The following is a 14,040-nucleotide window of genomic DNA, read 5'->3' on the forward strand; positions in this document are numbered from 1 at the left end:
CTTCACAAAGGGTGGCCGTTGTGCCACCCTTCCCTCCTATGACCACACTTTTTATTTCCGACCTGCACCTAAGTGCCGACAGGCCTGATATCACCGCCTGCTTCCTTCGTTTTATGTCCACCGAAGCCCGTGGCATTGATGCCCTTTATGTGTTGGGCGATCTGTTTGAGATGTGGATTGGCGATGATGACGATTCCCCATTCCACCAGCAAATAAAATCAGCCTTCCGCCAGCTCACCGACAGCGGCGTGCCTTGCTATTTTATCCACGGCAACAGAGATTTCTTGATTGGCAAGCGTTTCAGCCAGGAAACCGGCGTCGAGCTTCTGCCTGAACATACGGTCGTCGATCTCTACGGTACCCCTACCCTGATCTTGCACGGTGACACCTTGTGTACCCTAGACGAAGGCTATCAGCGATACCGTAAAAAGGTACACAACCGTTTTATCCAATGGTTGTTTTTTCGCCTGCCGCTACGCTATCGCCAGCGTATTGGTGAAAAGATGCGAAGCGGCAGTAGCCAGACTAACCAGACCAAAAGCCAGGCCATCATGGATGTTACCCCCGGAGAGGTTGTCCATGTCATGGCAGAGCTAGAGGTCAACCAGATGATCCACGGCCATACCCATAGACCTGACGTTCATGCCCTGTCAGTAAACGGGCAAGACGCACGCCGAATTGTACTTGGCGACTGGTATGATCATGGCTCTGTATTGGTTTGTACCCCGCAGGGATGCCAGCTTGAAACACGCGATTTTCAGCCGTAGTCAACTTTGAGCCACATCCAAAATCAGATGCCACACCCAGACACAGGCGCCAGGCCAAAACGCAGACATTAAAAAAGGTACGCCATTCGTACCTTTTTCACACTTAAGGGGGGGCAAGCCCTACTTGGTTAAGCCTGCCAATGCTTCATTGCCAGCAAGCGCGCGCTCTTTGGACCATGAACGGTACATAGTAATGGAGGTATAAAGCACCACACCAATCACCAGCCACGCCAGCAAGTGTAAATCAAGTGACTTCACCAGATACGCCGCAATCACCACCCCGATAGGGCCAGTAATCGCCACAACCAACGCCGCACGGCTGTTGATGCGATTCATACGAATAAAACCGCCTGCCGAGAAGAAACTCAGGAAAGCACACGAACACATCATGATAGGGAATGCCGCCAGCGGGTGCATACCCAGCAGGTAAACCATAGTCATGCACGGGGCATAAAGGCCAATACCCACTGTCATTAGTGCTCCGAACAGGAAGTTACCCGCAATGGCGACGGCCAATTTCCAGCCAGACAGGCCTAGCTCAAAGCCGCCGAGCGGAAACAGCTTAAGCTGACCCGCCAACATCAAGCTGGCTACTACCAGCAGGGCACCACTCATGACCAAGCGGATCAACTGGCGATCCCAGCTCGACACCAATCTGGCCCCGAAGGTTGCCCCCAAGCAGGCTGCCAACACCATAGAGACCATGGTCGTAGGATCAACATCAACAGCGGTCAGAAAGATCAGTGACTGAACCACGGTTGCTAAAACCGCCTGGCAATTTAGGGTGCCCGGCAACAACTGATCATCAATAAGCTTGAACTGTTTATAGCCTGCGGTTTTGATAGCAAAGCTACCCACTCCTAGAGTGTCGCAAAAGTTGGCAAAGCCGCCAATAAGGCCAATCGGTAAGATTTTTGTTTGTGCTTCCTGCTCTCGATTTTTACGCCATGAAAGAAGCAACATAGCGATGAAAACCAGCCCACCTACAAGCAATCCCGCTTGTATGAATGTGAATACGGTCATGAGTTACACAAAATTTTTCGGAAAGCCGCGGATTATCCATTATGCTCACGAATATTTCCATGCTCAGTATCATGGTAAATAGGCAAAAAATGTAACACTGTCTTATTGAGCTTATTTTTGTCATAATTTGCATGAATAGCCATACATTAATCGTTAAATGCAACTACATTAATAACGGCATCACCAACGTAAGATCGATTATTTACTTACATGAATTCATATCTTGCCAGACAGCCAGTCTTAAACAGGGACAAAGACACCATCGGCTACGAGTTGTTATTCCGAGACGGTCCAAACAACAGCTTCCCTGACGTTGATGAAGAGCATGCCACTCATCGACTGCTGACAGATAACTTCCTCAGTTCTGGCAACAGTGATGCCGCTTCGGGCAAAAAAGCCTTTATCAATTTTCCGTACGGCAGCCTGATAAATCGCATTCCCCTGCTGTTTCCGAAAAGAAGCTTCATTATCGAGATCTTGGAAACCTGCCAACCCGACGATGACCTGTTAGAGGTGGTACAAGAGCTTTACCAAGCAGGCTACACCCTAGCGCTGGATGACTTTACCCCTTCTCCGGAGTGGAACCGTTTCATCCCTTTTGTCCACATTATCAAGTTTGATCTTCGTGTGACCCCATTGCCAAAGGCAGGATTTTTTATCCGCCGGCTTAAGGAAAAAGGTAGCCAAATTACCTTTTTGGCAGAAAAGGTAGAGACTTACGAAGAGTTTATAGCAGCCCACGAAGCCGGGTTTGATCTGTTCCAAGGCTACTTTTTCAGCCGCCCTGAAATCGTCCGCAAGAAAACCCTCAAACCCTCGGCACTGACAACCCTGAGGTTATACCAGGAGATCAGCCGTTCTGAGGTGAATTTCGCGCAAATCGAAAAAATCATTGCCACCGATGTCACGCTCTCTTACAAGTTGCTGCGCCACGTCAATAACATGACATACACACGTGCCAAGCCTATCTCTTCGTTCAAACAGGCTCTGGTGTACTTAGGCGAAGAAAAATTACGCCGTTTTGTTACGTTTGTCGCGACCTCTCACGCCATTGAGGACAAACCGGAATCACTCTACTTCTTATCACTGCAAAGAGCCCGCTTCTGCGAACAGCTAAGCCAGCAATTGCATTCAAAGCTAGATTGTAACCAAGCTTTCCTGACCGGCTTGTTCTCCCTACTTGACAGTATACTCGATCAGCCCATTGAAGCGCTGATCGACCAACTACCACTGGACAAACCCGTACAGCATGCCCTCATCAACCGCCAGGGTTACCTCGGTGGAATACTTCGCCTAGCAATCGCCCATGACCAGGCGGATTGGCATACCATCAAACGCTTGTGCCAAGCCCTAAACGTCAAGGAATCAGTCGTTGCACAGACCCACATGGACTCTATAAAATGGGCCACTGTTTTTGAGCAAACTTTACCGAGTAAATCATGACCCAACAAAATCAGTCATGTCCTTGTGGCAGTCAACGCCTGCTATCTGAGTGCTGTCAACCGATCCACCAGACCCCGAGCCTAGCGCTCCACCCAGAGCAACTGATGCGCTCACGCTACAGCGCCCATGTACTGGGGTTGGTTGACTATGTTGTGGCCACTTACCATCCAAGCTGCGAAGCGGAGCAGCACCGTGAAGCCATTGCGGACTCGGTGCACAGCCAATGGCTAGGACTGGAAGTGATCAGCAGCGAAGTGGCGACCGACACCGAAGGGTTTGTCGAATTCAAAGCCTTCTACCAAGACGGCGACGAGCAATATTGCCTCCATGAACGTTCGCGTTTCCTCAAAGAAATGGTAGATGGCAAGCCGCAGTGGTTTTACATCGATGGCGAGTACCCGGAGCCGCCGGCAGTTGAAGAGAACAAGCCGTCACCTGCCGCCAGCGATAAAGTGGGTCGTAATGATCCGTGCCCGTGTGGCAGCGGTAAAAAATTCAAAAAGTGCTGTGCTTAACGCTAGCTCTTTAAACCCGCAAGGCTTCCCTGCTGAGCTCCCCTAACAACTTAGGGGAGTGTTTATTTTGAGAAACATTATTCACCCAACCGAATAATACGACCGCCCCCCGTCGCTTCCTCCCCTCTCAGTCGTTAACAAATCGTATAGCCTACTGTTGCAAGCCGTATTTGCCTCCATCTTAATGAAAGCAGAAAACCGTTTAAAATCTTCGCGCAACACCGCCAGTTGACTGTGATTCATACACCACTAAAATCTTCATCGATAAAAATTTAATATTTCCGTAAAATTGCTATTGCAAAATAAATCCAGCTTCGTTAGTGTGAATCACAAGCAAGCGTTAATAATGATTTATACAGAGTACATAACTATGCGTATCCCAATGGTAAACCTACATCACCATCATCATCCTGATTAGTCTTTCGGGAGGATACGCCTCGCTCTGGAAGACGCAAAAAACACTCTTCCAGCGGTCGTCATAGCACAGATTACAAGGCCCTCGGAAGAGACATCTTCCGAGGGTTTTTTCGTTTTCAGGCTCAACATCGAGTACAGGGATTAAAACAATGCAGACACAACGACTACGAATTGCGATTCAAAAGAAAGGACGCCTGAGCAAAGAGTGCCAGGAGCTACTCAAGCGCTGTGGCGTGAAGTTCAACATGATGGGTGAGCGCTTGGTGGTTCACTCTGAAAACATGCCGATCGACCTCTTGCTGGTTCGTGATGACGATATTCCGGGCCTGATCATGGACGGTGTCGTTGACCTAGGCGTGATTGGTGAAAATGAGCTGGAAGAAGTTGGCCTTGAGCGTGAAGCCCGTGGTGAGCCTGCCAACTATATCAAACTACGTCGCCTGGACTTCGGGGGCTGCCGCCTATCCATTGCCATCGACAAGGATGCCGAGTACAACGGCCCGCAAGATCTGCAAGGCAAACGTATTGCAACCACCTACCCGCAGCTAGTAAAACGCTACATGGATCAGCAAGGCGTGAAATTCAGCACCTGTATGCTCAACGGCTCGGTGGAAGTGGCACCGCGTGCTGGCCTTGCCGACGCCATCTGTGATCTGGTATCGACCGGTGCAACGCTTGAAGCCAATGGCCTCAAAGAAGCTGAAGTGATCCTGCGCTCCAAAGCGGTACTTATCCAGCAAACCGGTGAGCTATCTGACGATAAACAAGCCCTGATTGATCGCCTGCTGACCCGTATGCAGGGCGTGATCCAGGCTAAGGAATCCAAGTACATCATGCTGCACGCACCTGCTGAGCGCCTTGACCAAATCAAAGCCCTACTGCCAGGTGCCGAAGACCCAACGGTACTGCCGCTGTCTCAGGACAAGAGCCGCGTTGCGGTACATCTTGTCAGCTCTGAAAATCTGTTCTGGGAAACCATGGAACAACTCAAAGAACTGGGCGCGAGCTCAATCCTAGTCCTACCTATCGAAAAGATGATGGAGTAAGCAATGAAAACCGTTGTGTGGCAATCCCTGAGCGACAACCAACAAGAAAGCCTGCTTGAGCGCCCTGCGATCACCGAGGGTGCCAACATCACCGCGATTGTCGAAGGCGTCATTGCCGATGTCCGTAGCCGTGGTGACCAAGCCCTGCTTGAGCTAACCGAAAAATTCGATGGCATCAAGCCAAACAGTATCAAAGTCGGTCAAGAAGAAGTCTCTGCGGCTTCACAAAGATTGGGCGATGAGATGAAGCAGGCGCTGCAACAGGCCTACCAGAACATCGCCACTTTCCACCAAGCACAAAAGCAGCCGACGTTGCGAGTTGAAACTCAGCCAGGTGTGGTATGTGAACAGGTTACCCGTCCAATCAACTCTGTCGGCCTGTATATCCCAGGCGGCAGTGCGCCGCTGCCATCAACGGTATTGATGCTGGGCGTACCGGCTCAAATCGCAGGCTGCCGTCAGGTTGTATTGTGCTCGCCCCCCCCTATCGCTGATGAAATCCTCTATGTCGCTAAGCTTTGCGGCATTACTGAAATCTACAATGTCGGCGGCTCACAGGCTGTTGCAGCAATGGCCTACGGCACCGAGAGCGTGGCTAAAGTCGATAAAATCTTCGGCCCGGGCAATGCCTTTGTCACCGAGGCCAAGCGCCAGGTCAGCAATGACTTCCGCGGCGCGGCAATTGATATGCCTGCCGGCCCTTCAGAGGTTTTGGTGATTGCCGATAGCAATGCTGACCCTGATTTCATTGCAGCGGACTTGCTTAGCCAAGCAGAGCACGGCCCGGACTCGCAGGTGGTATTGGTCACCCCAGACCCGAGCATTGCCGATCGCACAGCCGATGCCATCCAGCAACAGCTCAAAGCCCTGCCGCGCGCAGACATTGCCCGCCAGGCGCTAGGCTCAAGCATTTTGATTGTGGCAGAAAGCCTGACTCAGTGTGTGTCGATTTCCAACCACTACGGTCCTGAGCACTTAATTGTTCAGACCCGCAACCCGCGTGACCTGGTCTCGCAACTGGACAATGCCGGTTCGATCTTCCTTGGTAACTGGTCACCGGAATCAGTCGGCGATTATGCCTCTGGTACCAACCACGTGCTGCCGACCTACGGCTATACCCGTACCTATTCGAGCCTGGGGCTGGCTGATTTTAGCAAGCGCATGACAGTCCAAGAGTTAAGCGCAGATGGCCTGAAAGAACTAGCACCGACCGTGGTTGCCATTGCTGAAGCGGAAGGCCTCGATGCCCACAAACGCGCGGTGACTATCCGAGTTGAAAAACTGGCCGCGGCTCAAGATGGTTCAGAGGGGGCATAAGATGAAGATTGACCAACTGGCACGTAAAACGGTTCGCGAACTGACGCCATACCAGTCAGCCCGCCGCTTGGGTGGCAGCGGTGATATCTGGCTCAACGCCAACGAATCACCGTTTGCCAACGAATACAACATCAAGTGCGATCGCCTCAACCGCTACAGCACCTGCCAGCCTACAGAGCTGATTGAAACCTACGCCGATTACGCCTCGGTACGCCCGGAGCAGGTATTGACCTCACGTGGAGCCGATGAGGGCATCGAGCTGCTGATCCGCGCATTCTGCGAACCGAACCAAGACAGCATTCTTTATTGCCCGCCGACGTACGGCATGTATGCCATCAGTGCGGAAACGTTCGATGTGAACAACAAAACAGTTCCACTGACGAAAGATTGGCAGTTAGATCTTGAAGGCATCCGCGAAAACCTCGACGGCGTGAAGCTGGTTTTCGTCTGCAGCCCAAACAACCCGACCGGTAACCTGATCAAACGTCAGGATATCGAATCCCTTTTGGATATGACCCAAGGCAAGGCACTGGTCGTGGTTGACGAGGCGTACATTGACTTCTGCCTTGAAGCGACCGCGGCGAATATGCTGGATCAGTACCCGAACCTGGTAGTGCTTCGCACCTTGTCAAAGGCATTTGCCCTTGCCGGCCTGCGCTGCGGCTTTACCCTAGCCAATGCAGAGGTGATTGAGCTGCTGCTGAAAGTCATTGCCCCTTACCCGGTTCCTGTACCGGTAACAGATATTGCGGTTCAGGCGCTCTCCCCGGCAGGTCGTGCCAAGACCAAGTTTCAGGTACTGGATATCAGCGCCAACCGCGCTTACCTCCAGGCAGGACTCGGTATGCTGGAAGGCGTTACTGTCTATGAAGGTTACGGTAACTACCTGCTGGTAAAATTCCCCGATGCCGACGCTCTATTCAGCGCATTGTGGGATCACGGCATTATCCTGCGCCGCTCCCCGATAGAGAACTGTATCCGTATCAGTATCGGTAGCCGCGACGAATGCGAAAAAACACTGGCCTTCATCCGAGAGCAGCTAGCAAAAAATTAAGAGTAAGGACAACACTGTGAGCAAGGAAAAAATCTTATTTATCGACCGTGACGGTACCCTGATCGTTGAGCCACCAATCGACTTCCAGGTTGACCGCCTCGACAAGCTCAAGCTGGAGCCTTTTGTGATCCCGGCATTGCTGAAACTTCAGGACGCGGGCTACAAACTGGTGATGGTGACCAACCAAGATGGCCTGGGCACCAGCAGCTACCCGCAGGAAGATTTCGATGCCCCGCACAATATGATGATGGAGATCTTCGAATCCCAAGGGGTCAAATTTGATGATGTCCTGATCTGCCCGCACTTCGATGAAGACAACTGCAGCTGCCGTAAGCCTAAGCTGGGTTTGGTCAAAGGCTACCTCCAGCAAGGCAAAGTTGATTTTGAAACCTCGGCCGTAATTGGCGATCGCCAAACCGATCTGCAACTGGCAGAAAACATGGCCATCCGTGGCATCCAGTACAACCCGCAAACCATGGGCTGGCAACAGATCGTTAAAGATCTTACTACCCGTCCACGGATCGCCGAGGTCGTGCGTACCACCAAGGAAACCGATATCCGCGTCAAGGTAAACCTAGACGAAACCGGCGGCAACCACATTGCCACCGGCCTTGGCTTCTTTGACCACATGCTAGATCAAATCGCGACTCACGGCGGCTTCCGCATGGAGCTGACCGTCGATGGCGATCTGCACATCGACGACCACCACAGCGTGGAAGATGCCGCGCTGGCACTGGGTGAAGCCTTGAAAAAAGCGCTCGGCGACAAGCGCGGTATTGGCCGCTTTGGCTTCAGCCTGCCGATGGACGAATGCCTGGCCCAATGTGCCTTGGATCTTTCCGGCCGCCCGTACCTCAAGTTCGATGCAGCCTTCAGCCGCGAGCAAGTTGGCGATTTATCAACGGAAATGGTTTCGCACTTCTTCCGCTCGCTGACCGATACGCTGGCATGCACCCTGCACCTTTCATCGAATGGTAACAATGATCACCACATCGTCGAGAGCTTGTTCAAAGCCTTTGGTCGTACTCTGCGCCAAGCCATTCGCGTTGAAGGTAACGAGCTGCCAAGCAGCAAGGGAGTATTGTAATGACCGCGTCTAACCAGCAAGTCGTCATCATCGACACCGGCTGTGCCAATGTGTCATCGGTACGTTTTGCTATCGAGCGATTGGGCTACCCGGTTACCGTTAGCAAAGATCCTGAGGTGGTATTGGCGGCAGACAAGCTGTTTCTGCCTGGTGTAGGCACCGCCAGCGAGGCAATGAAAAACCTCGAAGAACGTGACCTTATCAACCTGGTTAAAAAGGTCGATAAACCGCTGCTTGGCATTTGCCTTGGCATGCAGCTACTGGGTGAACTTTCTGAAGAGCAAGGCCAAAACGGAACCGAGCAGGTGAACTGCCTTGGGCTATGCGGCGCGCCGGTGAAGAAGATGCAAACCGGCGATTTGCCCCTGCCCCACATGGGTTGGAATACCGTTGCCGCCGAATCGGGTCATCCACTGTTTAAAGATATCCCAGCGGACAGCTATTTTTATTTCGTGCACAGCTATGCCATGCCGGTGTTCGACGAGCCAGAGGCAGGCCGTACTATTGCCCGCTGCGAATACGGCCAGCCGTTTACCGCTGCGGTACAGAGCGGCAACTATTATGGCGTCCAGTTCCACCCTGAACGCTCGAGTAAAGCTGGCTCGCAGTTGATCAAAAACTTTCTTGAAATGTAAGGACACCAAAAGGACTTGTTATGATTATTCCCGCTCTCGATTTAATTGAAGGCCAGGTTGTCCGCCTGTTTCAAGGAGACTATGGCAAGGTGACCGAATACAAAGTCGACCCTGCCGAACAGTTCAATTTATACCACCAAGCCGGTGCGAACTGGCTGCACTTGGTTGATCTGACCGGTGCCAAAGATACCTCCGCCCGCCAGCTTGATTTGATCAGCAAACTGCTGGCCAGTACCCCGGCCAATATCCAGATCGGCGGTGGCGTGCGCACCGAGCAGGATGTCGCCGACCTACTCAATGCCGGTGCCCAGCGTGTAGTGATCGGCTCGACCGCCGTCAAGCAGCCAGCGCTGGTCAAAGGCTGGATGGAAAAATACGGCCCTGAGCGCATTGTGCTGGCGCTCGATATTAATATCGATGCCGCAGGCAAGCGCAATGTCGCTGTATCAGGCTGGCAGGAAGATTCAGGTGTCACTATCGAAGCCCTGCTGGATGACTTCCTGACGGTTGGCCTGCAACATGTGCTATGTACCGATATATCCCGAGACGGTACCCTTGAAGGCTCAAACGTCGAACTGTACCAAGACCTGTGCGCCCAGTACCCACAGGTGCAATTCCAATCGTCAGGTGGTATTGGCTCGCTGGATGACATCGCAGCCCTTAAAGGCTCTGGTGTGGCTGGCGTGATCGTCGGCCGTGCCCTGCTTGATGGCAAATTTACCGCAGAGCAAGCCTTTGCTTGCTGGGCAGAATAAGGCAAGGAGAAATACCCATGTTAGCTAGACGAATTATTCCCTGCCTTGATGTAAGAGATGGCCAAGTGGTCAAAGGGGTGCAGTTCCGCAACCACGAAATCATCGGTGACATTGTCCCGCTTGCCAAACGCTATGCCGAAGAAGGTGCCGACGAGCTGGTGTTCTACGATATCACCGCATCCAGTGATGGCCGTGTGGTCGATAAAAGCTGGGTTGCCCGGGTAGCAGAAGTGATCGACATTCCTTTCTGCGTCGCCGGCGGCATCAAGTCCGCCGAAGATGCCAGCCGTATCTTGCAGTTTGGTGCCGATAAAGTGTCGATCAACTCCCCTGCTCTGGCTGATCCTAATTTAATCACCGAATTGGCGGATAAGTTTGGTGTCCAGTGCATTGTGGTCGGTATCGACTCCTATTTTGATGCCGATACCGGTAAATACCAAGTTTACCAATTCACCGGGGATGAGAGCCGCACCAAGGCAACCCGCTGGGAAACCCGCGACTGGGTACAGGAAGTCCAGCGCCGCGGTGCCGGTGAAATCGTGCTTAACATGATGAACCAGGACGGCGTACGCAACGGATATGATCTCACCCAGCTCAATATGGTCCGCGAAGTATGCCATGTGCCGCTTATCGCCTCGGGCGGTGCCGGTGAAATGGTGCACTTTGCCGATGCCTTCAATAAAGCGAATGTTGATGGCGCTTTGGCTGCCTCGGTGTTCCACAAGCAAATCATCAATATTGGCGAACTCAAGCAATACCTGAAACAACAAGATGTGGAGATCCGACTATGAGCCTAGCAAGCAGTATTAATTGGGACAAAGTAGACGGATTAGTTCCGGCGATTGTCCAGGACAACACCAGCGGCCAGGTACTGATGCTGGGTTACATGAATGATGCCGCCCTGAGTAAAACCCTTGAGACTAAGCAAGTCACCTTCTGGTCACGTACCAAAGAGCGGCTATGGACCAAAGGCGAAACCTCGGGCAACGTGCTGCAGCTAAAAAGCATCAAGCTAGACTGTGATCAAGACACCCTATTGGTAAAAGTCGACCCTATCGGTCCAACTTGCCACTTGGGTACCCCTACCTGCTTTAGCAATGACACCGCTGAAGAAGGACAGGTCGAGCAGCCTGCTCTGGTGTTCCTTCATCAACTGGAACAGGTGCTGGCTTCTCGTAAAGGTGCCGATCCTGAATCATCCTACACCGCCAGCCTGTACGCCCGTGGCACCAAGCGGATTTCGCAAAAGGTGGGTGAAGAAGGGGTTGAAGTCGCGCTTGCGGCAACGTCGGGTGACAAGGAGGAGCTGATCTGTGAATCTGCGGACTTGATTTACCACTTGCTGGTACTGCTGCAAGATCAAGGCAAGTCACTCTCGGATGTCACGGCTAAATTGCAGGAACGCCATACATAACGCCTTCCTCTAGATACAATAAAGCCCAGTATTACTGGGCTTTATTACTAATAGTAGATCTGAGCAGCAGGGTAAAGTTTCAAAACCCAGGAATTAACGCTCAAGCGCTTCTTTGTAGTGTTTGCGGCAAACTGAGACATAGCGGTCGTTACCGCCGATCTCAACCTGATCACCATCGGCAATCGCTTTACCGCTGGCATCTTGGCGAATAACCATATTGGCTTTACGGCCACAATGGCAGATAGTCTTCAATTCAACCAATTTATCTGCCCACGCCAGCAAATAACGGCTGCCTTCAAATAGCTCACCACGGAAATCACTGCGCAAGCCGTAGCAAAGCACGGGGATATGTAGCTTATCGACCACTTCCGTTAATTGATATACCTGCTCTTTGGTCAAGAACTGGCATTCATCAATCAGGACACAATCGACTTTTTTTGCCGTATTCATATCCTGCATACGCGCATAAAGATCATCGTTGACGTTAAATAGCTCCGCCTCTTCCTGCAAACCAATACGCGAGCTGACCTTGCCTTTGCCATAACGATCATCAATCGCAGCGGTAAAAATAACCGGTGTCATGCCGCGCTCGCGGTAATTAAATGATGACTGCAATAATGTTGTCGACTTACCCGCATTCATTGCCGAGTAATAGAAATACATCTGGGCCATTAAGCTTCCCTAGTAATACGATTGGTGCGTGAAAAAATCAGCCGGAATGCTACAGAAAAGCCCTTCAGATTGAAAGGAGCAAGCTCATCTTCTTTGTTACCAATTCACGCTAAAATGGATAAAAATCGCCAATCTGATTGATTTGCCACAAAAACAAAAAAAGGCCTGTATAAAATACAGACCTTTTATCATCAAACTATTAGCATCAAACCATCAGCATCATGCCAGGGTTAAGCGTTGGCTGTTGCTTCCTGAGGACGGCGAGATAGCCAAGACAACAGGACACAAGCCACAATAAACGCCACTGTCGCGGTCATGAACGACACAGCCAACGAGCCAGTGAAGCCAAGCACCAAGAAACCAATGGTTGAAACTACAGCCACAGATAGCGCATATGGAAGCTGTGTTGATACGTGGTCAATGTGGTGACAACGCGCACCTGTCGAAGACAGGATTGTAGTATCTGAGATAGGTGAACAGTGGTCACCGAATACCGAACCGGCCAGAACCGCACCTAGCATAGGAAGCATCAACATAATGTCCGTTGCCGCCGCCAGATCACCGGCAATCGGCAACATAATACCGAACGTACCCCACGACGTACCGGTCGAGAATGCCATCAGGCCTGCTAGCAAGAACAGGATAGCCGGCAGCATCATTGGGTTAATGCTACCCTCAACCAAGGTCGATAGGTATTTACCTGTCGCCATGTCGCTAATAACAGTACCGATACTCCATGCAAACAGCAGGATCAAAATCGCACCGAACATCGACTTGGCACCAATCCACAAAGTAGATGATATATCAGACATTGGGATGCGCTGGCGCAATACCGGAATAAGGGCAGCGGCAAAACCGACAAGACCACCGTATACCAAAGACATACCGACATCAGTATTTTCAAAGGCGCCCAAGACGCTAAACGCCAAGCCATCGGCAGACAATGCCTGGTAACCAGTAAACAGCATGAAGAAGAAGGTTGCCACAATCAGGGCGACGATTGGCATTACCAGATCGGCAACACGACCGTTCTGGCTCTCTTCAATTTCTAGCTCGTCATTGAGATCTTTTGCGCGGCTGTCGTCATCACCTTCATCGAAACCACGGCAATGGCTCGCTTCCAGCTCATGCTTTTTCATTGGGCCCACATCAATTTGGAACCAAGCCACCACGAATACCATCAGCAGTGCAAATACTGCATAAAAGTTCATTGGTGCCAGCTGCATGAAAGCGCCAAGCGGAGTGTACTCAGTTACGCCGTGCGACACCAAGATACCGCCGATAAGGGTAATAATGTATGCCCCCCAGCTTGAAGCAGGCATCAATACACACATAGGTGCAGCCGTTGAGTCAAGGATATACGCCAGTTTCGCGCGTGACACGTAGAAACGGTCTGTCACAGGACGTGAAATAGAACCAACAGCCAAGCTATTAAAGTAATCATCAACGAAAATGAACACGCCCAAGAAAGCCGCCAGCAGTTTTGCCCCGCGCTTGCTCTTGATTTTTGTCTGCGCCCATTCAGCAAAAGCACGAGTACCGCCTGAAAGTGTCAGCAATGCTGTGGTCATACCCAGCAAAATAAGGAAGGCGACAATACTCATGTTCCAGCTGTTGATGGCACCGTCTTCAATAAACAGGCCAGTCACTGTGGTACCGATATAAGAGGCTGTGCCACCGATTGAAAAATCAGTCAGCAGGGATGCGCCCAGCAGGACACCGACACCCAATGAAACTAAAACGCGACGTGTGAGGATAGCCAAGCCAAGTGCAACCAAAGGTGGCAACAACGACATGGCGGAGTGTGAAAAATCTACAATATTCATGATCTCGACTACAACCGATCCTGGTTGGAGATCTACTGTTTTACACGACATCGTGTCGTGTATAGAAGA

Annotated in this window: 14 protein-coding genes and 1 other annotated feature; of the genes, 11 read left to right on the forward strand and 3 right to left on the reverse strand. The window is 51.4% G+C overall.

Going from position 1 to position 14,040, the window contains the following annotated elements:
• Positions 1-38: 38 nt before the first annotated feature.
• On the forward strand, positions 39-767 hold the full coding sequence (lpxH, locus tag R2X38_RS16400; protein WP_317523473.1) for a UDP-2,3-diacylglucosamine diphosphatase: 729 nt from the start codon (positions 39-41) through the stop codon (positions 765-767).
• 120 nt (positions 768-887) lie between these two features.
• On the opposite strand, the gene R2X38_RS16405 is transcribed toward lpxH, so the two are convergent.
• The gene (locus R2X38_RS16405) at positions 888-1,790 is read right to left on the reverse strand and encodes a sulfite exporter TauE/SafE family protein (protein ID WP_317523405.1); all 903 of its coding nucleotides are present in this window, start codon (positions 1,788-1,790) and stop codon (positions 888-890) included.
• Positions 1,791-2,000: 210 nt separating this feature from the next.
• Here R2X38_RS16405 and R2X38_RS16410 point away from each other — a divergent pair, with 210 nt between their 5' ends.
• The 10 genes from R2X38_RS16410 (at position 2,001) to hisIE (ending at position 11,473) form a co-directional block, all read left to right on the forward strand.
• The gene (locus tag R2X38_RS16410) at positions 2,001-3,233 is read left to right on the forward strand and encodes an EAL and HDOD domain-containing protein (RefSeq protein ID WP_317523406.1); all 1,233 of its coding nucleotides are present in this window, start codon (positions 2,001-2,003) and stop codon (positions 3,231-3,233) included.
• Positions 3,230-3,748, forward strand: a complete 519-nt coding sequence (locus tag R2X38_RS16415) for a YchJ family metal-binding protein (RefSeq protein ID WP_317523407.1) — start codon at positions 3,230-3,232, stop codon at positions 3,746-3,748. The genes R2X38_RS16410 and R2X38_RS16415 overlap by 4 nt, the downstream gene beginning before the upstream one ends.
• A 393-nt stretch (positions 3,749-4,141) precedes the next feature.
• Positions 4,142-4,279: a sequence feature (His leader region), on the forward strand.
• Positions 4,280-4,314: 35 nt separating this feature from the next.
• A complete protein-coding gene (hisG, locus tag R2X38_RS16420) occupies positions 4,315-5,211 on the forward strand; it encodes an ATP phosphoribosyltransferase (RefSeq protein ID WP_317523408.1) in 897 nt (298 codons plus the stop codon).
• Positions 5,212-5,214: 3 nt separating this feature from the next.
• Positions 5,215-6,528: a histidinol dehydrogenase gene (hisD, locus tag R2X38_RS16425; protein ID WP_317523409.1), complete on the forward strand. Its 1,314-nt coding sequence runs from the start codon at positions 5,215-5,217 to the stop codon at positions 6,526-6,528.
• Between the two features lies 1 nt (position 6,529).
• Positions 6,530-7,582 (forward strand): histidinol-phosphate transaminase, encoded by a 1,053-nt coding sequence (hisC, locus tag R2X38_RS16430; RefSeq protein ID WP_317523410.1) that lies wholly within the window; start codon positions 6,530-6,532, stop codon positions 7,580-7,582.
• 16 nt (positions 7,583-7,598) lie between these two features.
• Positions 7,599-8,669: a bifunctional histidinol-phosphatase/imidazoleglycerol-phosphate dehydratase HisB gene (hisB, locus tag R2X38_RS16435; RefSeq protein WP_317523411.1), complete on the forward strand. Its 1,071-nt coding sequence runs from the start codon at positions 7,599-7,601 to the stop codon at positions 8,667-8,669.
• Positions 8,669-9,304 (forward strand): imidazole glycerol phosphate synthase subunit HisH, encoded by a 636-nt coding sequence (gene hisH / locus R2X38_RS16440; RefSeq protein ID WP_317523412.1) that lies wholly within the window; start codon positions 8,669-8,671, stop codon positions 9,302-9,304. Before hisB ends, hisH begins: the two co-directional genes overlap by 1 nt.
• A 20-nt stretch (positions 9,305-9,324) precedes the next feature.
• Entirely contained in the window at positions 9,325-10,059 is a 735-nt protein-coding gene (gene hisA, locus R2X38_RS16445) for a 1-(5-phosphoribosyl)-5-[(5-phosphoribosylamino)methylideneamino]imidazole-4-carboxamide isomerase (protein ID WP_317523413.1), read from the forward strand.
• A 17-nt stretch (positions 10,060-10,076) separates the two neighbouring features.
• Positions 10,077-10,850 carry an imidazole glycerol phosphate synthase subunit HisF gene (gene hisF / locus R2X38_RS16450; RefSeq protein ID WP_107298545.1) on the forward strand — a complete coding sequence of 258 codons (774 nt, stop codon included), beginning with the start codon at positions 10,077-10,079 and terminating at the stop codon, positions 10,848-10,850.
• A complete protein-coding gene (hisIE, locus tag R2X38_RS16455; protein ID WP_317523414.1) occupies positions 10,847-11,473 on the forward strand; it encodes a bifunctional phosphoribosyl-AMP cyclohydrolase/phosphoribosyl-ATP diphosphatase HisIE in 627 nt (208 codons plus the stop codon). The genes hisF and hisIE overlap by 4 nt, the downstream gene beginning before the upstream one ends.
• 93 nt (positions 11,474-11,566) lie before the next feature.
• Here the strand turns inward: hisIE and R2X38_RS16460 are convergent, their stop codons facing one another.
• Positions 11,567-12,145 (reverse strand): thymidine kinase, encoded by a 579-nt coding sequence (locus R2X38_RS16460; protein WP_317523415.1) that lies wholly within the window; start codon positions 12,143-12,145, stop codon positions 11,567-11,569.
• Between the two features lie 230 nt (positions 12,146-12,375).
• Positions 12,376-13,971, reverse strand: coding sequence for a Na+/H+ antiporter NhaC family protein (locus R2X38_RS16465; protein WP_317523416.1), 1,596 nt, complete (start codon positions 13,969-13,971; stop codon positions 12,376-12,378).
• Between the last annotated feature and the right edge of the window lie 69 nt (positions 13,972-14,040).

It is taken from the genome of Photobacterium rosenbergii, assembly GCF_033022775.1.
GTDB lineage: Bacteria > Pseudomonadota > Gammaproteobacteria > Enterobacterales > Vibrionaceae > Photobacterium > Photobacterium rosenbergii_A.